The 19,915-nt window shown below is 71.6% G+C and carries 20 protein-coding genes; 7 read left to right on the top strand and 13 right to left on the bottom strand.

Annotated features, from left to right (window positions below; all coding sequences use genetic code 11):
* Window positions 1-20: 20 nt before the first annotated feature.
* From chvE to ABT127_RS04160, 4 genes are all read right to left on the bottom strand, one after another.
* Entirely contained in the window at window positions 21-1,136 is a 1,116-nt protein-coding gene (gene chvE, locus ABT127_RS04145) for a multiple monosaccharide ABC transporter substrate-binding protein (protein ID WP_351444367.1), read from the bottom strand.
* 142 nt (window positions 1,137-1,278) lie between these two features.
* On the bottom strand, window positions 1,279-2,235 hold the full coding sequence (locus ABT127_RS04150; RefSeq protein WP_351444368.1) for a hypothetical protein: 957 nt from the start codon (window positions 2,233-2,235) through the stop codon (window positions 1,279-1,281).
* A gap of 163 nt (window positions 2,236-2,398) precedes the next feature.
* Window positions 2,399-3,403, bottom strand: coding sequence for a zinc-dependent alcohol dehydrogenase (locus ABT127_RS04155; protein ID WP_351444370.1), 1,005 nt, complete (start codon window positions 3,401-3,403; stop codon window positions 2,399-2,401).
* A complete protein-coding gene (locus ABT127_RS04160; protein ID WP_351444371.1) occupies window positions 3,400-4,566 on the bottom strand; it encodes a mandelate racemase/muconate lactonizing enzyme family protein in 1,167 nt (388 codons plus the stop codon). Before ABT127_RS04160 ends, ABT127_RS04155 begins: the two co-directional genes overlap by 4 nt.
* Window positions 4,567-4,766: 200 nt before the next feature.
* On the opposite strand from ABT127_RS04160, the gene ABT127_RS04165 reads away from it, so the two are divergent.
* Window positions 4,767-5,435: an SCO2400 family protein gene (locus ABT127_RS04165; protein WP_351444372.1), complete on the top strand. Its 669-nt coding sequence runs from the start codon at window positions 4,767-4,769 to the stop codon at window positions 5,433-5,435.
* 23 nt (window positions 5,436-5,458) lie between these two features.
* On the opposite strand, the gene ABT127_RS04170 is transcribed toward ABT127_RS04165, so the two are convergent.
* Complete coding sequence (locus tag ABT127_RS04170) at window positions 5,459-5,914, bottom strand: MarR family winged helix-turn-helix transcriptional regulator (protein ID WP_502971625.1); 456 nt, start codon at window positions 5,912-5,914, stop codon at window positions 5,459-5,461.
* Window positions 5,915-6,006: 92 nt separating this feature from the next.
* Here ABT127_RS04170 and ABT127_RS04175 point away from each other — a divergent pair, with 92 nt between their 5' ends.
* The 4 genes from ABT127_RS04175 (at window position 6,007) to ABT127_RS04190 (ending at window position 8,724) form a co-directional block, all read left to right on the top strand.
* The gene (locus ABT127_RS04175) at window positions 6,007-7,032 is read left to right on the top strand and encodes an NADP-dependent oxidoreductase (protein ID WP_351444374.1); all 1,026 of its coding nucleotides are present in this window, start codon (window positions 6,007-6,009) and stop codon (window positions 7,030-7,032) included.
* A 100-nt stretch (window positions 7,033-7,132) separates the two neighbouring features.
* Window positions 7,133-7,555 (top strand): organic hydroperoxide resistance protein, encoded by a 423-nt coding sequence (locus tag ABT127_RS04180; protein ID WP_351444375.1) that lies wholly within the window; start codon window positions 7,133-7,135, stop codon window positions 7,553-7,555.
* 39 nt (window positions 7,556-7,594) lie between these two features.
* Entirely contained in the window at window positions 7,595-8,398 is an 804-nt protein-coding gene (locus tag ABT127_RS04185) for an EI24 domain-containing protein (protein WP_351444377.1), read from the top strand.
* Entirely contained in the window at window positions 8,395-8,724 is a 330-nt protein-coding gene (locus tag ABT127_RS04190) for a YrdB family protein (protein WP_351444378.1), read from the top strand. The genes ABT127_RS04185 and ABT127_RS04190 overlap by 4 nt, the downstream gene beginning before the upstream one ends.
* Here the strand turns inward: ABT127_RS04190 and ABT127_RS04195 are convergent, their stop codons facing one another.
* Complete coding sequence (locus ABT127_RS04195; RefSeq protein WP_351444379.1) at window positions 8,725-9,309, bottom strand: TetR/AcrR family transcriptional regulator; 585 nt, start codon at window positions 9,307-9,309, stop codon at window positions 8,725-8,727. It lies immediately after the preceding gene.
* Between the two features lie 120 nt (window positions 9,310-9,429).
* On the opposite strand from ABT127_RS04195, the gene ABT127_RS04200 reads away from it, so the two are divergent.
* Complete coding sequence (locus ABT127_RS04200; protein ID WP_351444381.1) at window positions 9,430-11,901, top strand: beta-glucosidase; 2,472 nt, start codon at window positions 9,430-9,432, stop codon at window positions 11,899-11,901.
* A 60-nt stretch (window positions 11,902-11,961) separates the two neighbouring features.
* Here ABT127_RS04200 and ABT127_RS04205 read toward each other — a convergent pair whose 3' ends face one another.
* Complete coding sequence (locus ABT127_RS04205; protein ID WP_351444382.1) at window positions 11,962-12,972, bottom strand: aldose epimerase family protein; 1,011 nt, start codon at window positions 12,970-12,972, stop codon at window positions 11,962-11,964.
* Window positions 12,973-13,003: 31 nt separating this feature from the next.
* Window positions 13,004-13,924, bottom strand: coding sequence for an SGNH/GDSL hydrolase family protein (locus ABT127_RS04210; RefSeq protein WP_502971626.1), 921 nt, complete (start codon window positions 13,922-13,924; stop codon window positions 13,004-13,006).
* Between the two features lie 289 nt (window positions 13,925-14,213).
* Here ABT127_RS04210 and ABT127_RS04215 point away from each other — a divergent pair, with 289 nt between their 5' ends.
* Complete coding sequence (locus ABT127_RS04215) at window positions 14,214-14,708, top strand: DUF3145 domain-containing protein (protein WP_351444384.1); 495 nt, start codon at window positions 14,214-14,216, stop codon at window positions 14,706-14,708.
* 212 nt (window positions 14,709-14,920) lie between these two features.
* On the opposite strand, the gene ABT127_RS04220 is transcribed toward ABT127_RS04215, so the two are convergent.
* From ABT127_RS04220 to fasR, 5 genes are all read right to left on the bottom strand, one after another.
* On the bottom strand, window positions 14,921-16,192 hold the full coding sequence (locus ABT127_RS04220; protein ID WP_351444385.1) for a beta-ketoacyl-[acyl-carrier-protein] synthase family protein: 1,272 nt from the start codon (window positions 16,190-16,192) through the stop codon (window positions 14,921-14,923).
* An 89-nt stretch (window positions 16,193-16,281) separates the two neighbouring features.
* Complete coding sequence (locus ABT127_RS04225; RefSeq protein ID WP_111662126.1) at window positions 16,282-16,530, bottom strand: acyl carrier protein; 249 nt, start codon at window positions 16,528-16,530, stop codon at window positions 16,282-16,284.
* Between the two features lie 73 nt (window positions 16,531-16,603).
* The gene (locus ABT127_RS04230; protein ID WP_351444386.1) at window positions 16,604-17,635 is read right to left on the bottom strand and encodes a ketoacyl-ACP synthase III; all 1,032 of its coding nucleotides are present in this window, start codon (window positions 17,633-17,635) and stop codon (window positions 16,604-16,606) included.
* Window positions 17,636-17,653: 18 nt separating this feature from the next.
* Entirely contained in the window at window positions 17,654-18,577 is a 924-nt protein-coding gene (locus tag ABT127_RS04235; RefSeq protein ID WP_351444387.1) for an ACP S-malonyltransferase, read from the bottom strand.
* An 89-nt stretch (window positions 18,578-18,666) separates the two neighbouring features.
* On the bottom strand, window positions 18,667-19,857 hold the full coding sequence (gene fasR / locus ABT127_RS04240; protein ID WP_351444388.1) for a fatty acid biosynthesis transcriptional regulator FasR: 1,191 nt from the start codon (window positions 19,855-19,857) through the stop codon (window positions 18,667-18,669).
* Window positions 19,858-19,915 lie beyond the last annotated feature (58 nt).

Genomic DNA, 19,915 nt, shown 5'->3' on the forward strand with positions numbered 1-19,915 from the left:
CAACTGGGGTTCTGGGTTGCCTACTTCAGGCCCAGGTCCTTCTTGGTGTAGTAGCCGCCGTCGATGAGGGTCTTCTCGTAGTTGTCCTTGGTGACGGCGACCGGCTGGAGCAGGAACGACGGGACGACCTTGGCGCCGTTGTCGTACGTCTTGTTGTCGTTCGTCTCCGGCTTCTTGTCGTTGAGCACGTCGTCGACCATGGTCACGGCCTCCTCGGCGAGCTTCCGCGTGTCCTTGTAGACCGTGGAGTACTGCTCGCCCGCGATGATCGACTTCACCGAGGCGACCTCGGCGTCCTGGCCGGAGACGGCCGGCAGCTGCTTGGACTTGGAGCCGTAGCCGTCGGACTTCAGCGCGGAGATGATGCCGATCGAGATGCCGTCGTACGGCGAGAGCACCGCGTCGACCCGGTCGCTGGAGTACTTCGAGGTCAGGATGTCGTCCATGCGCTTCTGGGCGGTGGCGCCGTCCCAGCGCAGCGTCGTGACCTGGTTGAGCTTGGTCTGCTTGGACCTGATGACCAGCTGCTTCTTGTCGATGTAGGGCTGGAGCACCGACATCGCGCCGTTGAAGAAGTACTTGGTGTTGTTGTCGTCGTTGGAGCCGGCGAACAGCTCCAGGTTGAACGGGCCCTTCTTGCCGTCCGACAGACCCAGCTTGTCGACGAGCGAGGTGGCCTGGAGCTCGCCGACCTTCTCGTTGTCGAACGTCGCGTAGTAGTCGACGTTCTTCGAGTCCAGAATGAGCCGGTCGTACGCGATCACGGGGATGTGCGCGTCGGCCGCCTCCTGGAGGACGTTGCCCAGCGACTTGTTGTCGATCGCCGCGATGATGAGCGCCGAGACGCCCTGCGTGATCATGTTCTCGATCTGCGAGACCTGCTGGTCGGGGTCGTCCTCGCCGAAGACCAGCTTGGTCTTGTAGCCCTTGGCCTTCAGCGACTTGACAACGTTGTTCCCGTCCGCGATCCAGCGCTCGGAGGACTTGGTCGGCATCGCGATGCCGACGGTGGAGCCCTTGGCGCTGCCCTTGTCCTCCTTGCTGCCGCCCTCGCTGTTCTGGCCGCAGGCGGAGAGGGTCAGGGCGAGGGTGGCGCTCGCGGCTATCGCGCTGAGTGCGGCTCGGCGGTTTCGCATGGTCATCATCCTTGATGTGTGGGTGCGAGCTCGGTCGGCGGTGCTGCGAAGTGCCCTGCGCGGACGGGGGGTTGACCGAGTGGAGGGTGTGTCGGATTGTGCGCGGCTCTGTTGTGTGCTGTGAAGTTGTGTTTCCGGAACGTTATTGACCGGTGTCGAACCGCTTGAGGTCACCGGGCAGTCGCGAGCCCAGCGGGGACATGCCGCCGTCGGCCCCGTGCCGGGCGAGCAGGTCGAGCGCGAGCCGTCCCCGGCGCACCCGCTCGCGGGCCGTGTCGAGGGTGACGTCGCGCAACTGGGCGCCGTACGGATAGATCGAGGGCGCCTTGGCGAGGCCGAACTTCAGATACAGCGGGGCGCCGCGGCGCACCAGTTCGGCGATCTCGTACATCCGGACATAGCCGCCGAGGTCGTCCGGAGCCTCCACGTACATGTCCATCGGGGCGGCCGACACCCGGCGGATCTCCGTGAGGTGAGCGAGCGTCAGGTCGGACGGCACGTTCAGCGAGTCGGCGCCCAGCCGCTCGTACACGGCGTACGAGGCCGGGTTGACGGGTCCGACGAGCGCGGACACCTTGAGGGTGGTGTCGGCGGGGATGATGCCCCGGGCCCGCGCCCGGTGCAGTGTCCACAGCACGCCCTCGTCGGCGACGAGAAGGCACCTCACGCCCAACTCCGTTGCGCGAACGGCGTCTTCGACGCATCCGGCGACGGCGTCATGGCCACGGGCGCGCAGCCCGGCGCCGCCCGAGTCGGTACGCACGGAGGCACCGGTGTCCCAGGTGCCGCGCGGCCCGGTGAACAGGCACAGCTCGATGCCGCGTTCGGCGGTCGCCTCGGCCATCTCCAGGATCTCGGCGTCGCGCAGCATCCAGATGCCGCTGCCCTGGCTGATCCGGTGGATGGGCACGTCCAGCCGCGACGCCTCCTTGAGGACGACCCCGACGGCCTCGGGCCCCTCCACGGACGGAATCTCCACCCGCCAGGACCCCCCGTCGGGGAACGCGTGCGGGGAGGAGTCCGCGGGGTCGTGGTCGGGGGCACTCAGCCCGAGGGCCGAGAGCGCGGGTTCGCCTGGACGGCGGGGGGAGGTGGTCACGCGGGTTCCTTTACGTTCATCATGGTTCGAGATGTCGAACGCGGGTCGGTCGACGGTGCAGCCAGGGGCGCGGGGAACTGCGCGACCAGCCACGACGAGACGGATGGCCGACACCCCACCCCACCCCTATGGCGAAAGGGGTCGAGGGGCGAAGCCCCGACGGCTAGGGCCGCAGCAGAACCTTCCCCACCTTCGGACCCCCGGCCCCCACCAACTCGATGGCCTCGGCGAAGCGTCCGAGCGGCAACTCATGGGTGACGAGCGGCAACGGATCGAGCAACCCCGCCGAGAACGCCCGCACCGCATAAGCCCACGCATCCGGCGCGGCCCCGAACACGGTCTGCACCTCCAGCTGCCGCACGACGAGATCGGCCGGATCGAGCCCGTCGGCACCGGCCGGCGGCAGCCCGGTGAGGACGAGCCGCCCGCCCCGCCGCAGCAGCGCCGCCGCGGTCCTGGCGGCGGTACCGGCCCCGGCCGCCTCGATGACGACGTCGAAGCCGCCCGGCAGCGGCTCGCTGTGCAGCCGGAAGCCGGTGCCCCCGAACTGCCGGGACAGCGCGGCCCGTTCGTCGCCGGAGCCGACCACGAGCAGCTCGGCGGGGGAGTGCGCCGCCAGGAACTGCACGGCGAACATCCCGAGCGTGCCGGTGCCGACGACGGCCACCCGCTCACCGGGCCGCACCCGTGCCTTGAGCGCGGCGGCCGCCACGCAGGCGGCCGGTTCGAGCAGCGCCGCGGCCGTGAGGTCGGCCGTGTCCGGCAGGACGTGCAGCAGCCTGGCCGGCAGCACCAGCGTCGCCGCCATCGCCCCGGGCCGGGTGAAGCCCGTCTCCTCGTACCCGGCGGTGCACAGCGTGGTCTCACCGGCGTGGCACCGCTCGCACACCTGGCAGTTCCGGAACCCCTCGCCGACGACCTTCCGCCCGACGAGTGCCTCCGGCACCCCGGCGCCCACGGCGGCCACGGTCCCGGACCACTCGTGGCCCGGCGTCAGCGGGTAACGCACGTACCCCTCCGGCCGGTTGCCCTGGTACAGCTCGCGGTCGGAGCCGCAGATCCCGACGGCGTGCACCCGGACCAGCGCCTCGCCGGGCCCGGGCTCGCCCGGCTCGTGCGCGACGAGCCGGTGCCTGCCCGGCGCCTCGACGACGACGGCGCCGCTCACCGGGCGCCGCCCTTCGGGTCGCGCTTCTCCCAGCCCTCGGCCCACAGGTCGAACCGGGCCTGCTGCTGCGGGAACTCGGCCGCCGCGTCCACGTCCAGCTCGACGCCGAGGCCCGGCGCGTGCGACAGCTCGAAGCAGCCGGTGTCCGGGTCCACCTGCGGCGCACCCTTGACGACCTTCTTGATGTCGGCGTCGGCGAAGTCGTTGAAGTGCTCCAGGATCTTGAAGTTCGGTGTGGTGAAGCCGACTTGGAGCGAGGCGGCCGTGAGCACCGGCCCGCCCACGTTGTGCGGTGCGACGAGGACGTAGTGCGTCTCGGCGGTCGCGGCCAGCTTGCGGGTCTCCCAGATGCCGCCGATGTGGCCGACGTCGGGCTGGATGATGTCCACCGCCTGGCTCTCGAAGAGCTCGCGGAACTCGATCCGGTCGTGGATCCGCTCACCCGTCGCGACCGGCATGTCCACCTTCGCGGCGACCTTCTCCAGTGCCTTCAGGTTCTCCGGCGGCACCGGCTCCTCCAGCCACGCGGGCCGGAACGGCGCGAGGTCGCGGGCCAGGCGGATCGCGGTGGCCGGCGAGAACCGCCCGTGCATCTCCAGCATCAGCTCGGCGTCCGGTCCGATCGCGTCGCGCACGGCCTCGATCAGCGAGACGGCGTACAGCGACTGCTCGTGGTCCAGTTCGAAGTGGCCGGTGCCGAACGGGTCGATCTTCAGTGCCTTGTATCCGCGCTCCATCACCCCGCACGCGGCCTTGTGGTAGGCCTCCGGGGTCCGCTCGGTGGTGTACCAGCCGTTCGCGTACGCCTTGACCCTGTCGGTGACCTTGCCGCCGAGCAGCTGCCACACCGGCACGCCCAGCGCCTTGCCCCTGATGTCCCAGCAGGCCATCTCGATGACGGCGATGCCGGACATGACGATCTCGCCCGCCCGCCCGTAGTCGCCGTACTTCATCCGCCTGACCAGGTCTTCGACGGCGAACGGGTCGGAGCCGAGGATGTGGTTGGCCCGCGCCTCGTTCAGGTACCCGACGAGCGCGTCGGTGCGGCCCAGCATCCGGGTCTCGCCGACGCCCGTGATCCCCTCGTCGGTGTGCACCTGGACGTAGGTGAGGTTCCGCCACGGAGTGCCGACGACGTGTGTGCTGATTCCCGTGATGCGCAAGGCAGTTGCCCCCTGAGCCGTTCGATATTTCGTCACTCGTTCGAAATGTTGGCGTGACAGTAAGGACGGGCCTGCAGGGGTGTCAATGGGTGTGCACGGAAAGGCGCCGGTGGGTGGTGAAGGGGAGGCCCGCGTTCCACACAGGAGCTTCACAGCGCCAGCATCTTCCGTCACGCTTGCGCCTCTAGCCTCACTGCACCATGGACTACTGCCACCCGTGCCACAGGCACCTCAACGGCGCCCTGGCCTGCCCCGGCTGCGGCACCCCCGCCGACGCCGTGCGCGCCTACGCCGAGACGGTCGTCGAGCAGGAGGCCGTGGACGCGGGTGGTGCGGAGTACGAGGACCGGCCGAGCGCGCGCCGCCCCGGCCGGCGCCGCCGTGCCCGCAGGAAGTCGCCCCGCCGCCGCGTCCTCATCGCCGTGGCGGGTGTGGCGCTCGTGGCCGGCGGTGTCGGTGTGGTCGAACTCGGCACGGAGTCCCCGGCGGAGGGCGGCGCGCGGGCGGCACCGGACATATCCGACGACGCGGTGGGCGCGGGCGACGGCGGGACGGCCTCCCCGGCCGCGGGCGGCGCGATCGCCTCGCAGTCCCCGCCCGTGTCGCGCTCCTCGCCGCGCACGTCCGCGTCGCCGTCCCCGGACTCGTCCCCGTCCGTCCCGCCGAGCCCGACGGGCGGCACCGCGGCGGCGCGCGCCGGATCGGCCGTTCCGGTCGACGCCGGCTCCTCGGCGGCCGGTTCGCCGGCGGGTACGTCGCCCGCGTCGTCCCGCCCCGCACCCTCCTCGCCGCGCCCCACGGCCACGGAGACGACCGCCGAGCCGAGCCCGTCGGAGACCTGCGACCGCTTCCTGTGGTGGTGCACCTGAGGGGCTGAGCCCCCGGGCGGGGATCAGTCGACGCCGAGCATCCTGCGCAGCATGTCCCTGAGCGCCGTGCGTTCCTCGCGCGACAGCTCGGCCAGCGGCTCCCGTGCGAAGTCCAGGGAGTCCCGCAGGCCCCGCGCCACCTCACGGCCCTCCACGGTCGGCGCGGCCACCTTCACCCGCCGGTCCCCGGGCGACGGCTGCCGCTCCACGAGCCCGCGCGCCTCGAGGCGGTCCACGATCCCCGTGATGTTCGACGGCTCGCACTTCAGGCGCTGCGCGATCTGCCGCATCGGCAGCGGGTCCAGGGTGAGCAGGCTCAGCACGCGCGCCTGCGCCCCGGTCAGCCGGTGCCGGGCGGCCGCCTCCTCGTACTCCTGGTGGTAGCGCGCGACGACGCCCCCGATCAGCTCGACCACTTCGATCGTGAGGGGGTCCATACGGCGGGAGCTGGAGGCGGTCATGGGTTCCAGAGTACCCATTTACTTGACATAGTGAAATATTCAGACGCATGGTTGTTTCAGGTACTGAAATAGTTCCGGGCCGAGCCGTCTCCTAGTCGAAGGGTCACCGCATGTCCGCCGACACCCCCCAGATTCCCGCCACCGGTCGCGAATGGGTCCTGATCAGCCGTCCGGTCGGCTGGCCCAAGCCCGAGGACTTCGAGCTGCGCGAGGCCCCGGTGACCGAGCCGGGGGCCGGCCAGGTCCTGGTCAAGAACCTCTATGTCTCCGTCGACCCGTACATGCGCGGCCGGATGTCCGCCGCGAAGTCGTACGTCGCCCCGTACGAGCTGGGCAAGGCGATGCAGGGCGGCGCGGTCGGCGTCGTCATCGCCTCGAACGACGAGGGCGTCGCGGTCGGCGACCACGTCCTGCACTTCTTCGGATGGCGCGAGTACGCGACCTTCGACGCCAAGCAGGCCGTGAAGGTCGACCCCGAGGCCGCGCCCCTGTCCACGTACCTCGGTGTGCTCGGCATGACCGGCCTCACCGCGTACGCGGGCCTGCTGCGCACCCTGTCCTTCAAGGAGGGCGACAGCGTCTTCGTCTCCGGCGCGGCCGGTGCGGTCGGCGGCCAGGTCGGCCAGATCGCCAAGCTCAAGGGCGCCTCGCGGGTCATCGGCTCGGCGGGCTCCGACGAGAAGGTGAAGCTGCTCCTGGAGGAGTACGGCTTCGACGCGGCCTTCAACTACAAGTCGGGCGACGTCCACACGCTGCTGAAGGAGGCGGCCCCCGAGGGCATCGACACCTACTTCGACAACGTCGGCGGCGACCACCTGGAGGCCGCCATCGCGCGCCTGAACCGCGACGGCCGCATCGCCATCTGCGGCGCGATCTCCGTCTACAACAGCACGGAGCCGGCCCCGGGCCCGCGCAACCTCTCCCGCCTGATCCAGACCCGCGGCCGCATCGAGGGCTTCCTCGTCGGCGACCACTACGACCTCCAGCCGCAGTTCGTGCAGGAGGTCGGCGCCTGGGTCCGCTCCGGCGAGCTGAAGTACCGCGAGACGGTCGTCGAGGGCATCGAGAACAACCTGGAGGCGTTCCTCGGCGTCCTGCGCGGCGACAACACCGGAAAGATGGTCGTGAAGCTCTGACCTGCTGCGGGTGACCCCGGTCACATCCAGTAGTTCCATGATTCGGTAACCTCGTTCCGCCTAACGAAAAACAGTGAACGCGCGAACGAGGGAGCCGGTCATGGCCATCACACAGTCCGACGTCGTCTACACCGCCGTAGCCACCGCCGAGAACGGTCGCGACGGCCGGGTCTCCACCGACGACGGCAAGCTCGACGTCGTCGTCAACCCGCCCAAGGAGCAGGGCGGTTCGGGCAACGGCACCAACCCCGAGCAGCTCTTCGCGGCCGGTTACAGCGCCTGCTTCCAGGGCGCCCTGGCCGTCGTCGCCCGCCAGGAGGGCGCCGACATCACCGGTTCGACCGTCACCGCGAAGGTCGGCATCGGCAAGAACGACGACGGCTTCGGCCTGATCGTCGAGATCGCCGCCTCGATCCCGAACGTGGACGCGGCCGCCGCCAAGGCCCTGGTCGAGAAGGCCCACCAGGTCTGCCCGTACTCCAAGGCGACCCGCGGCAACATCACGGTCACGCTCTCGGCCTGACCGTCCACGGCCTGTGGCCCGTCCCGTAAGGTTTGCGCCATGCGTGATCTCGGGGCGGGCTTCGGCTACTTGATGAAGGGGCAGCGCTGGGTTGCCCGGCACGGCAAGCAGTACGGATGGGGCCTGCTGCCCGGCCTGATCACCCTCGTGCTGTACGTCGCGGCCCTGGTCTGTCTGGCCGTGTGGGGCGAGGACTTCATCTCCTGGGCGACGCCGTTCGCCGACGACTGGTCGTCCCCGTGGCAGGGCCTGTTCCGCGGCTTCCTGACGGTGGTCCTGTTCGCCCTGGGCCTGCTGCTCGCGGTCCTCACCTTCACCGCCGTCACCCTGCTGATCGGCCAGCCCTTCTACGAGTCCCTCTCCGAGGAGGTCGACCGGAGCGAGGGCGACGGCACGGTGCCCGAGTCGGGCCTGCCGCTCTGGCGCGACCTGTGGATCTCCGCCCGCGACAGCCTCCGCATCCTGGTCCGCGCGGGCCTGTGGGGCGTCCTGCTCTTCGCGCTCGGCTTCCTCCCCTTCGTCGGCCAGACCGTGATCCCGGTCATCGGCTTCTTCGTCACCGGCTTCTTCCTCACCGAGGAACTGACGGCCGTGGCCCTCCAGCGCCGGGAGGTCCAACTCCGCGACCGACTGGCCCTGTTGAGGTCCCGCAAGGGCCTGGCATGGGGCTTCGGCGCCCCGCTCGCGGTGGCGTTCCTGGTCCCCGTCGTCGCGGTGTTCCTGATGCCGGGAGCGGTGGCGGGGGCGACGCTGATGGTGCGGGACCTGGAGGCGCCGCCGGAGGCGCAGGCGGCCTCAGACGGCGACCGTGCCGGGGAGTCCGCGCAGGGTGCGGCTTGGTGAAGGCGGCCAACCTGGGCGTCCTCTTCGCCATCGAGCTGATCGCCCTCGGCGCGGTGGGTGCCTACGGCTTCACCCGCGACGTGCCGACCGCGCTGTCCCTGCTCCTCGGCTTCACCGGCCTCGCCGTGATGATCGCGGCCTGGGCCCTCCTCGGCTCCCCGAAAGCCAGGTACAAGGCGAGCGGCGCGGCCCGGGTCGTCTTCGAAGTGCTCTGGTTCGGCGCGGGCGCCGTCGCCCTGGCACTGATGGGCGCCTACGTCTGGGCTGCCGCCTTCGCCGCCCTCTGCGTGGTGAGCAAGGGGCTCGCGGCGGCCTGGGACCAGTGACTACCCTTCCGCGCCGAGCAGTTCCAGGAAATCGCGGAACGCCCCCGGCATGTCCACCGAATCCGGGTCCAGCAGCCACTGGTACTGCAACCCGTCCATCACCGCCACGAGCAGCGGCGCCGCCCGCTCCGGCGTGAGCCCGCCCGGCAGCCGCTCCCCGTACTCGGCGCGCAGTACCTGCGCCATCGCCTCCCGCACCCCGGCATAGCGCTCGGTGAAGAACGGACGCGCCGGATGACCCTCGGTCACCGACTCCCCGAGCAGCGCCGAGAAGGTCTGCACGATGCCGGGCCGCATCGCGTTGTACTCCACCAGCGAGCCCAGCAGGTCGAGCCGCCACCGGCTGTTCGGCACCGCGTCCCACTGGTCCCGCTCCTCCAGGACGGCGAGGAGCAGCGCCTCCTTCGTCGGGAAGTGGTGCAGCAGCCCCTGCTGGGTGAGGCCCACCCGCTCCGCGACGGCCGCGAGGCTCGCGCCCCGGTACCCGCGCTCGGCGATCACTTCGAGCGCGGCGCGCAGGATCTCGGCCCGCCGCTCCCCGCTCCGGGCGCTTCTGGTGCTGCTCATGCGGTCACCGTACGACATGACCGGAGCACTCCCGGAAGGCGTAGATAACAGGAAGATAACGAAACCTACTGCTCTACAGGTATCGGGTGCAGGATGGAGGAATCCAGACGTGATGAACCTCGACGAGGAGGTGCCGGCATGGCGCAGACGCACACGCCCACGCACAACACCGGCGGCGACGAGCGGGCCCACGCCCGCGAGGCGGCCGTGGAGGCCGCACTCGGCAAGCTCGACCTCGACACCAAGGCCCGGCTGCTCGCCGGCCAGGACATGTGGTCGCTGCCCGCGGTCCCGGAGATCGGGCTGACGTCCCTGGTCATGTCCGACGGCCCGATCGGCGTCCGCGGCACCCGCTGGACCGCCGACGACCCGTCGATCGCCCTGCCGTCCCCCACCGCGCTCGCCGCCACCTGGGACCCCGCGCTCGCCCGCCGGGCCGGCGCGCTGCTCGCCCAGGAGGCCCGCCGCAAGGGCGTCCACGTCCTGCTCGCCCCGACCGTGAACCTGCACCGCTCACCGCTCGGCGGCCGGCACTTCGAGGCGTACAGCGAGGACCCGTACCTGACCGGCGCCATCGGCACCGGCTACGTCCAGGGCGTGCAGTCCGGCGGCGTCGGCACCACGGTCAAGCACTTCGTGGCCAACGACGCCGAGACCGACCGCTTCACCGTGAACAACCTCGTCGGCGAGCGCGCCCTGCGCGAGCTGTACCTGGCCCCCTTCGAGGCCATCGTCGCCGACGCCCGCCCGTGGGGCATCATGACCGCCTACAACCAGGTCAACGGCGCGACGATGACCGAACACCGCCACCTCGTGAACGGGATCCTGCGCGGCGAGTGGGGCTTCGACGGCTTCAACGTCTCCGACTGGCTGGCCGCCCGCTCCACCACCGGCGACCTCCAGGGGGGCCTCGACGTCGCCATGCCCGGCCCGCAGACCGTCTACGGCCCGGCGCTCGCGGCAGCCGTCCGCGCGGGCGAGGCGGCCGAGTCCGACGTCGACGACGCCGTCCGCCGCGTCCTGCGCCTGGCCGCCCGCGTCGGCGCCCTCGACGGCGCCGAACCCGCCGTCACCGCGCCCCCGGCCGAGATCGACGGCGAGGCGCTGGCCCGCGAGATCGCCCGCCGCGCCTTCGTCCTCGTCCGCAACACCGGGGTCCTGCCGCTGCGCCCGGACACCCGGATCGCCCTCATCGGCGCCGCCGCCCGCGACGCCCGCGTCCTCGGCGGCGGCTCCGCCACCGTCTTCCCCGCGCACGTCACCTCCCCGCTCGACGGCCTCGGCGCCGCGTTCCCCGCGCTCAGCTACGCCGTCGGCGCCGACCCGAGCGACGAACTCACCCCCGCCGACAAGGGGTTCGAGCTGCGCGCGGTCTGCCGCGACGCCGACGGCACCGTCCTCGGCGAGGGCACCCTGCCCGGCGGACAGCTCCAGTGGCTCGGCGACGACCTCCCCGCGGGCGTCACCCACGAGGCCCTGCACAGCGTCGAGATCACCGGCACCTTCACCCCGCGCGAGAGCGGCGACCACGCCTTCGGCACCCGGGGGCTCGGCGCCTTCACCCTCACCGTCGACGGCACCGTCCTCTACGACGGCGTCCAGTCCATGGGGGCCGAGTCCGACCCCTTCGAGGCGATCTTCGGCGCCCCGCAGGAGCGCGGCCGGGTCACGCTCACCGAGGGCCGCCCCGTCGAGGTCTCCCTGCTCCACCCGCTCGACAAGTCCCTCGCGATGCCGCTGCCCGCCGTGCTGTTCAGCCTCGTCCACCTCGGCCCGCGCCGCGACGCCGACGCGCTGATCGCCGAGGCCGTCGAGGCCGCGCGCGACGCCGAGGCCACCGTCGTCGTGGTCGCGACGACCGAGCGCGTCGAGTCGGAGGGCTTCGACCGCACCGATCTGCGGCTGCCCGGCCGCCAGGACGACCTGGTGCGCGCCGTCGCCGCCGTCAACCCGAACACCGTCGTGGTCGTCAACTCCGGCTCCCCGGTGGAACTCCCGTGGCGCGACGACGTGGCGGCCGTGCTGCTGAGCTGGTTCCCCGGCCAGGAGGGCGGCGCCGCCCTCGCCGACGTGCTCGGCGGCGCCGAGGAGCCCGGTGGCCGGCTGCCCACCACCTGGGGCGCGCTCGCCGACGCCCCCGTCACCCGGGTCACCCCCACCGACGGCGAACTCGCCTACACCGAGGGCGTGTTCATCGGCTACCGCGCCTGGGACCGGTCCGGCGCCACCCCCGCCTACCCCTTCGGCCACGGCCTCGGATACACCGACTGGAGTTATGAAGCGCTGGAGATGAACGGCGCCGACGGCACCACGGCGACGGTCCGCGTCCGCAACACGGGGGAGCGGACGGGCCGCGAGGTCGTCCAGCTCTATCTGGCTCCCGCGCCGTCCCAGGCCGGCACCGACCGCCCGGCCCGCTGGCTGGCCGGCTTCGCGACGGTGACCGCGGCGCCCGGCGAGAGCGCCGAAGCGGTGATCGAACTCCCGCGCCGCGCCTTCGAGATCTGGGACGAGACCGAGGGCGCCTGGGTCCACCGGCCGGGCGCGTACGTCCTGACGGCCGGCCGGTCCCTCACCGACGCCCGCCTCCAGGAGACGATCGTCGCCTGACGGTCCCCACCGACCAGGGGCGGCGGCACCTGACCCCGCCGCCCCTTCGACCTGGTGCTTCTAACGCACCCCGAACCCGTACACCGTCTCCGACCGGTACACCTCGCCCGGCCGCAGCACGGTGGACGGGAACTCCGGGCGGTTCGGCGAGTCGGGGAAGTGCTGCGTCTCCAGCGCGATCCCGTCGCCGGGCGCGAACGGCAGCGACGGGTCGAAGTGATCGGCCGTGTAGAACTGCAGCCCCGGTTCGGTCGTGGCCACGCTCAGCACCCGCCCGGACGCCGGGTCGAACACCTCGGCGACCTCCACGGCCGTCTCCCCGGCACCCTTGTCGAGTACGTAGTTGTGGTCGAACCCGGGCCCGGCCTTCCGGCCCTCCCGCAGGTCGAACGGCGTACCGTCCACCGGCCGCAGCTCCCCGGTCGGGATCAGTGTGTCGTCGACGACGCTCACCCGCCCGGCGTCGATCCGCACCTCGTGCCCGCCCGCCGCGCTCCCCGAACCGGCCCCGCCCAGGTTCCAGTACGTGTGATTGGTGAGGTTCACCAGGGTCGGCGCGTCCGTGACCGCCTCGTACGAGATCCGCAGCGCGCCGCCGGCCTCCAGCGCGTACGTCACCGACACCTCCAGGCGCCCCGGGTAGCCCTCCTCGCCGTCCGGCGACACCCGGCTGAGCCGTACGCCGTGCTCCCCGGCGGGCTCGGCCGCCCACACGCGCTTGTCGAAGCCGCGCTCGCCGCCGTGCAGGGCGTTCGGCGCGTTGTTCGCGGCCAGCCGGTACTCCTGCCCGTCGAGGGTGAAGCGGCCGTCCGCGATCCGGTTCGCGTACCGTCCGACCAGCGCGCCCAAGTACGGCTCGGGGTGGGCCAGATACCCGGCGAGGTCCGGGAAACCGAGCACGATGTCGGCGACGCCGCCCGCCCGGTCGGGCACCTCCACCGACTGCACGATGCCCCCGTACGTCAGGACGCGTACCCGCACCCCGTCCCGTTCCAGGACCCACCGGTGGACGTCGATCGGGCCGCTGTCGTCGCTGCCGTCGGCCAGGGTGCCGAAGAGTTCACTGCGCATGATCGAGACCCTACGCCCGCGCCCCGCACCCTCAGCCGACAGGCTCCTCGGCGGTCACTCCGCGGTACGCGATCTCCGCGAGCCGCGCCTGCCCGTTCACACTCGGGTGGAACCAGTCCCACTGGCTCAACTGCCCCTGCCCGAAGCGGTAGCCGAAGACGGCGCCGTCGTCGTACCGGCACCGCTTGTCGTCGGCGCACACGTCCTTGAGCACCTGGTTGTACTCCTGCACGCGCCGCTGCACCGCACCGCGCCGGGCGGTCGCCGCCGCGTCCACCGCGTCGGGATCGGCCAGCATCGACGAGCAGATGCCCAGCTTCCACACCTGCTTGCCCAGCGGGTTCTGGCGGCCCTGCGACCACAGCCGCTTCAGGTCCGGCACGCTCATCACGTACACCTGCGCCTTGGGCACCGTCCGGCGCAACTGCCGCAGCGCGTCCGTGAAGTCGGCGCGGAAGGCGGCCGGCGGGGTCATGTCGTCGGCGCTGTCCCGGCACGCGTCGTTGGCCCCGGCCATCACCGTCACCAACTGCGGCCGCTCGGCCGCGGCCCGCGCCATCTGCCCCGGCAGATCCGCCATCCGCGCCCCGGTGCGCGCGTAGTTCCAGCTGTGCTTCGCGGCGCCGGTCCTGCCCAGCAGCCGTACGGCGAGACTGTCGACGTCCTTGTCCGTGCCGGTCGCCCAGGACACCTCGGGGCAGTCGGACAGCACACCGCACGCGTCGAAGCCCCGGGTGATCGAATCGCCCACGGCGGCGACCGACCGCGGACTCGTGTCCCACGTCGGAGTGGGCTTCGGCGACGGCTTCGCGGCGGAGACGGAACCCTCGGGACCGGGGGAGTTGCTCCCCGAGCCGTCGCAAGCGGTGAGACCCACGGCACCCAGTGCGACGGCCGTCACGGTGGTGATCATCGCCCGAACGGCGGTCGACCGATGACGTGGCTTTCGCATTCCGTGGGCCCTCCAAGACTGACCGGTGCGTCCCGCCGGGTGAAAGGTCGGCGTTTGCGTGCCCCCGGACCGACAGTACGTCACACTCCTTGCACCGCTGCGCGATAGCCTCGCCACGGGGTCCCCGGTCGACCCGGTGAGACTCCGCTGTACCGGTTCCGCTAAATTACAACACGTCAGATGTGTCCCTTTTTGTCTGGACCTCTCGGTTCGGGCGCGAGGGAAGAAGGCTCGGCACGGGCGCGAGGCCGCTGGGGAAGGCGAACCTCGACCCACACTGGAGGTCCCGGTGACGACACGTGGAGTTCTGTACGTGCACTCCGCACCGCGCGCGCTGTGCCCGCACGTCGAATGGGCGGTCGCGGGCGTTCTCGGCGCGCGCGTCAGCCTCGACTGGATCCGGCAGCCCGCGGCGCCGGGCACCTGGAGATCGGAGTTCTCCTGGCGCGGTGAGGCCGGTACGGCCGCGAAGCTGGCGTCCGCGCTGCGCGGCTGGCAGCTGCTGCGCTTCGAGGTGACGGCCGAGCCCTGCGCGGCCGCCGAGGGCGAGCGCTACAGCGCCACCCCCGAACTCGGCATCTTCCACGCCGTCACCGGCATCCACGGCGACATCCTCGTCCCGGAGGACCGTCTGCGCGCCGCTCTGGCCCGCTCCCAGGCCGGCGAGGCCCACCTCGAATCAGAACTCGCCCGCCTCCTCGGCAAGCCCTGGGACGACGAACTGGAGCCTTTCCGCTACGCGGGCGAGGGCGCCCCGGTCCGCTGGCTCCACCAGGTGGTCTGACCTTTCGGTCCGGGGCGGGCTGGTCGCGGCGCAGGGGTGCGTTTGTCCCCGGCGAGGTCATCGCCGCCAGGGGCGCGGGGAACTGCGCGCTCAACCACGTACGACCGCCACCCGCGAGACGCCCCCGCCCCCCCCCCGCTGAGGCGCAAAAAGTGGGCCCGCCCGGGAAACCCCGGGCGGGCCCACTTCCAGTTCAGCGGAGCGGCAGAACGTCAGACCGACCGGAACGCCAGCACCACGTTGTGCCCACCGAACCCGAACGAGTCGTTCAGCGCGGCGATCCGCCCGTCGACGGGCAGCTTCCGCGCCTCACCGCGCACGATGTCGGCGGCAGCCTCGGCCTCGGGGTCGAGGTTCTCCACGTTGATGGTCGGCGGCGCCAGCCGGTTGTACAGCGCCAGCACCGACGCCACGGTCTCGACACCACCGGCCCCACCGAGCAGGTGCCCGGTCATGGACTTGGTGGCGGAGACGGCGAAGTGGTCGGCGTCGTCGCCGAACACCTTGCGCAGCGCCTTCAGCTCGGCGACGTCACCGGCGGGCGTCGACGTCGCGTGCGCGTTGACGTGCACGATCTCGGCCGGGTCCAGGTCGGTGTTCTCCAGCAGGTTCTGCAGGGCGTGCGCGATGCCGCGGCCCTCCGGCTCCGGCTGCACGATGTCGTGGCTGTCGGCGGAGATGCCCTGGCCGACCGCCTCCGCGTACACGCGGGCGCCGCGCGCGGCGGCGTGCTCGGCGGACTCCAGCACGATGACGCCGGCGCCCTCACCGAGGACGAAGCCGTCCCGGGCGGTGTCGTAGGGGCGCGAGGCACCCTGCGGGTCGTCGTTGTTCTTGGACATCGCCATCATGTTGCCGAACGCGGCGATGGGCAGCGGGTGGATCGCCGCCTCGGTGCCACCGCAGATGACGACGTCGGCGCGGCCGGTGCGGATCATCTCGATGCCGTAGCCGATGGCCTCGGCGCCCGACGCGCAGGCGGAGACCGGCGTGTGCACGCCCGCCCGGGCGCCCACGAGAAGGCCCACGTTGGCCGAGGGGCCGTTGGGCATCAGCATCGGCACGGTGTGCGGGGAGACGCGGCGGACGCCCTTCTCCTTCAGCACGTCGTACTGGTCGAGCAGCGTGGTGACACCGCCGATGCCGGACGCGATGACGGCGCCGAGCCGGTCGGGGTCGACACTCTCGTCCTCGCCGGCCTTGGCGGTGAAGCCTGCGTCGGCCCACGCCTCCTTGGCGGCGATCAGTGCGAACTGCGCGGAACGGTCCAGCTTGCGGGCCTGCGGGCGAGGAATGACCTCGCTCGGGTCCACGGCGGCCGGGGCCGCGATACGGACCGCCTGCTCGGCGGCCCACTCCTGCTCGAGGGGCTTGACACCGGAACGTCCGGCGACCAGGCCCTCCCAGGTGGATGTCGCGTCGCCACCCAGCGGTGTGGTTGCGCCGATACCGGTGACGACCACGGTGCGATTGGTCGGGCTCACAGGAATTCTTTCTCCAACGGATGCGAGGGATTCAGCGGCGCCACCGCCGGGTGGCGGAGCGACTGACCTTATGGTCTGAGGCTTGTGGCTCAGGCCTGGTGGTCGAGGATGTACTTCGTGGCGTCGCCGACGGTCTTCAGGTTCTTGACGTCGTCGTCGGGGATCTTGACGTCGAAGCGCTCTTCGGCGGCGACGACGACCTCGACCATGGACAGCGAGTCGACGTCCAGGTCGTCGGTGAAGGACTTGTCCAGCTGGACGTCCTCGGTGGGGATGCCGGCGATCTCGTTGACGATCTCAGCGAGACCGTCGACGATCTCCTTCTCGGTGGCGGCCATTGTGGCGCTCCTTCGGTGTGTTTCCAGAGGGTGTGGCGGTATCTGCACGGATCGAGAGATCCGTACGGGATGCCTAGGGGAGGGTAACGACCGTGGCGGCGTAAACGAGACCCGCCCCGAAGCCGATGACGAGCGCGGTGTCGCCGCTCTTCGCTTCGCCGGTCGCCAGGAGCCGCTCCATCGCGAGCGGGATCGAGGCGGCCGAGGTGTTGCCGGTGGTGCGGACGTCACGGGCGACCGTGACGTGCTCCGGCAGTTTGAGAGTCTTCACCATCGAGTCGATGATCCGCTCGTTGGCCTGGTGGGGAATGAAGACATCCAGGTCGTCCGGGCTGATCCCGGCCGCGTCCAGCGCCTGCTGGGCGACCTTCGCCATCTCGAACACGGCCCAGCGGAACACCGCCTGGCCCTCCTGCGTGATCGCAGGGAACTTGACGTTGCCCTCGGAGTCCAGGGGCAGCTGGGAGACGTCGCCGATGCGGAACTTGTCCCAGGACACGGTCTGCTTGATGGTGCCGGCCTTGTCGCCCTCGGAGCCCCACACGGTCGGGCCGATCGCGGGCTCCTGGGACGGGCCGACGATCACGGCACCGGCGCCGTCGCCGAACAGGAAGGCCGTCGCGCGGTCCTCCAGGTCGGTCAGGTCGGAGAGCCGCTCCACGCCGATGACGAGCACGTACTCGGCACTGCCCTCGACGATCATGCCCTTGGCGAGGGTGAGGCCGTAGCCGAAGCCCGCGCAGCCGGCGGAGATGTCGAACGCGGCGGCCTTCTGCGTGCCCAGCCTGTCCGCGATCTCGGTGGCGATGGCCGGGGTCTGCGCGAAGTGCGAGACGGTCGACACGACGACGGCGCCGATCTGCTCGGGACCGATGCCCGCGTCGGCGATGGCCTTGCCGGACGCCTCGATGGACATCATCGCCACCGTCTCCTCGTCACCGGCCCAGTGACGGGTGGAGATGCCGGAGCGCGAGCGGATCCACTCGTCGGACGAGTCGATCTTCTCGAGGATCACCTCGTTCGGCACGACCCGCGTCGGCCGGTAGCCACCGACACCGAGGATGCGCGCGTACGGGGCGCCCTTACTGGGCTTGATCTTCGACATGCTGCTCGGATCTCCTTCTCAGGCCGTTGCTTCGGTGGCTTCGGCGATCAGGGCGCGGGCCGCGTCGAGGTCGTCGGGGGTCTTCAGGGCGAGGGTCTTGACGCCGGGCAGCGCGCGCTTGGCGATGCCGGTGAGGGTGCCGCCCGGGCACACCTCGATCAGCGCGGTGACGCCGAGCGCCTGGAACGTCTCCATGCACAGGTCCCAGCGGACCGGGTTCGCGACCTGGCCGACCAGGCGGGAGACCACCTCGGCGCCGGTGGCGACGGTCTGCCCGTCCTTGTTCGAGACGTAGCGGACCGTGGGGTCGGCCGGGGACAGCTCCCTGGCGGCCTCCTCCAGCGTGGCCACGGCCGGGGCCATGTGCCGGGTGTGGAACGCGCCGGCCACCTTCAGCGGCACCACGCGGCGCACGCCCTCGGGCTTGTCGGCGTCCAGCGCGGCCAGCTCCTCGAGGGTGCCGGCGGCCACGATCTGGCCCGCGCCGTTCACGTTCGCCGGGGTCAGGCCCAGCTTCTCCAGGTGCGGGACCGTGACCTCGGGGTCGCCGCCGAGCAGCGCCGACATGCCGGTCGCGGTGATCGCGGCGGCCTCGGCCATCGCCAGGCCACGCGTGCGGACGAGCCGCAGCGCGGCCTCGTCGTCGAGCACACCGGCGAACGCGGCCGCGGTGAACTCACCGACGCTGTGCCCCGCGACGGCGCCCGGCGTGACGTCGCCGAGGGCGGAGGCGGACAGGATTCCGGCCGCGACGAGCAGCGGCTGGGCCACGGCGGTGTCGCGGATCGCGTCGGCGTCGGCCTGGGTGCCGTAGTGGGCCAGGTCGAGTCCGATGGCGTCGGACCACGCGGCGACGCGGTCGGCGGCACCGGGGAGGTCGAGCCAGGGAGTCAGGAAGCCGGGCGTCTGAGCGCCTTGGCCGGGAGCGACGAGTACGAGCACTCTCACACTCTCTCTTGTGGACGGTGCGGGCCGCCCGTGGGGACAGGGACGAAGAACGGAAGTCGGAATTGTAGGCCCCCGACAAAAGCCTACGACTGGGGATCCCCGTCTGCCAGACGTCCCAGGATGAGCGCGATGCGCAAGGTGAACGCCGAGCGGACGTCCGACGGGGACCATCCGGTGACGTCGGTCACACGTCGGAGCCGGTAGCGGACGGTGTTCGGGTGGACGAAGAGCATCCGCGCGGCGCCTTCCAGGCTGCTCGCCTGCTCCAGATAGACACTGAGTGTCTCCAGGAGAGCCGAGCCCGCTTCCTCCAACGGTCTGTAGATCTCCTCCACCAACTGCTCGCGGGCGGACGGGTCGCCCGCGATCGCGCGCTCGGGCAGCAGATCGTCCGCGAGAACCGGGCGCGGCGCGTCCTGCCAGGCACCGCACGCCTTGAGCCCGGCGGCCGCGGCCTGCGCGGACCGGGTGGCGGCGAGCAGGTCGGGGACGACGGGCCCGGCGACCACGGGCCCGGCCGCGAACGGCCCGATCAGCGACTTCGCCACGGCCAGCGGATTGTCGCTGCCGCCCGCGATCACCACGAGCCGGTCCCCGAGGACGCCGGTGAGCACCTGGAGCTTGGCGTGCCGGGAGGCCCGGCGGATCGCCTCGACGGTCAGCTCGCTGTCGCCGTCGGGGGCGGTGCCGAGCACGACGCAGACATGCTCGGGGGAGTTCCAGCCGAGGGCCGCGGCGCGGCTGACGGCGCCCTCGTCGGCCTCCCCGGACAGCACGGCGTTCACGACGAGCGATTCGAGGCGCGCGTCCCAGGCGCCCCGCGCCTCGGCCGCCTGGGCGTACACCTGGGCGGTCGCGAACGCGATCTCCCGCGCGTACACGAGCAGCGCCTCCCGCAGCACGCTCTCGTCGCCGGGGGCGGCCACCTCGTCGATGGCCGACTCCATGACCTCGATGGTGGTGCGCACCATCTCCACGGTCTGGCGGAGCGTGATGGCCCGCGTCAGCTCCCGGGGCGCGGTGCCGAACACATCGGTCGAGATCGCCTGCGGGGCGTCGGGGTGCCGGAACCACTCGGTGAACGCCGCGATACCGGCCTGCGCCACGAGCCCGATCCACGACCGGTTCTCCGGCGGCATGGCCCGGTACCAGGGCAGCGTCTCGTCCATGCGCGTGATGGCCTGCGCGGCCAGCGCCCCGGACGACTTCTCCAGACGCTTCAGGGTCGCCGAGTGCGGATGAGGGACCGCGTGGACGTCCGGGTGGCGGTCCACGGGGTCGTTCGCTGAGGGCTGCGCTGATTCCGATTGGGGCACGGGGACAAGACTGCCT

It is taken from the genome of Streptomyces sp. NPDC001904 (assembly GCF_040297005.1).
Lineage (GTDB): Bacteria > Actinomycetota > Actinomycetes > Streptomycetales > Streptomycetaceae > Streptomyces.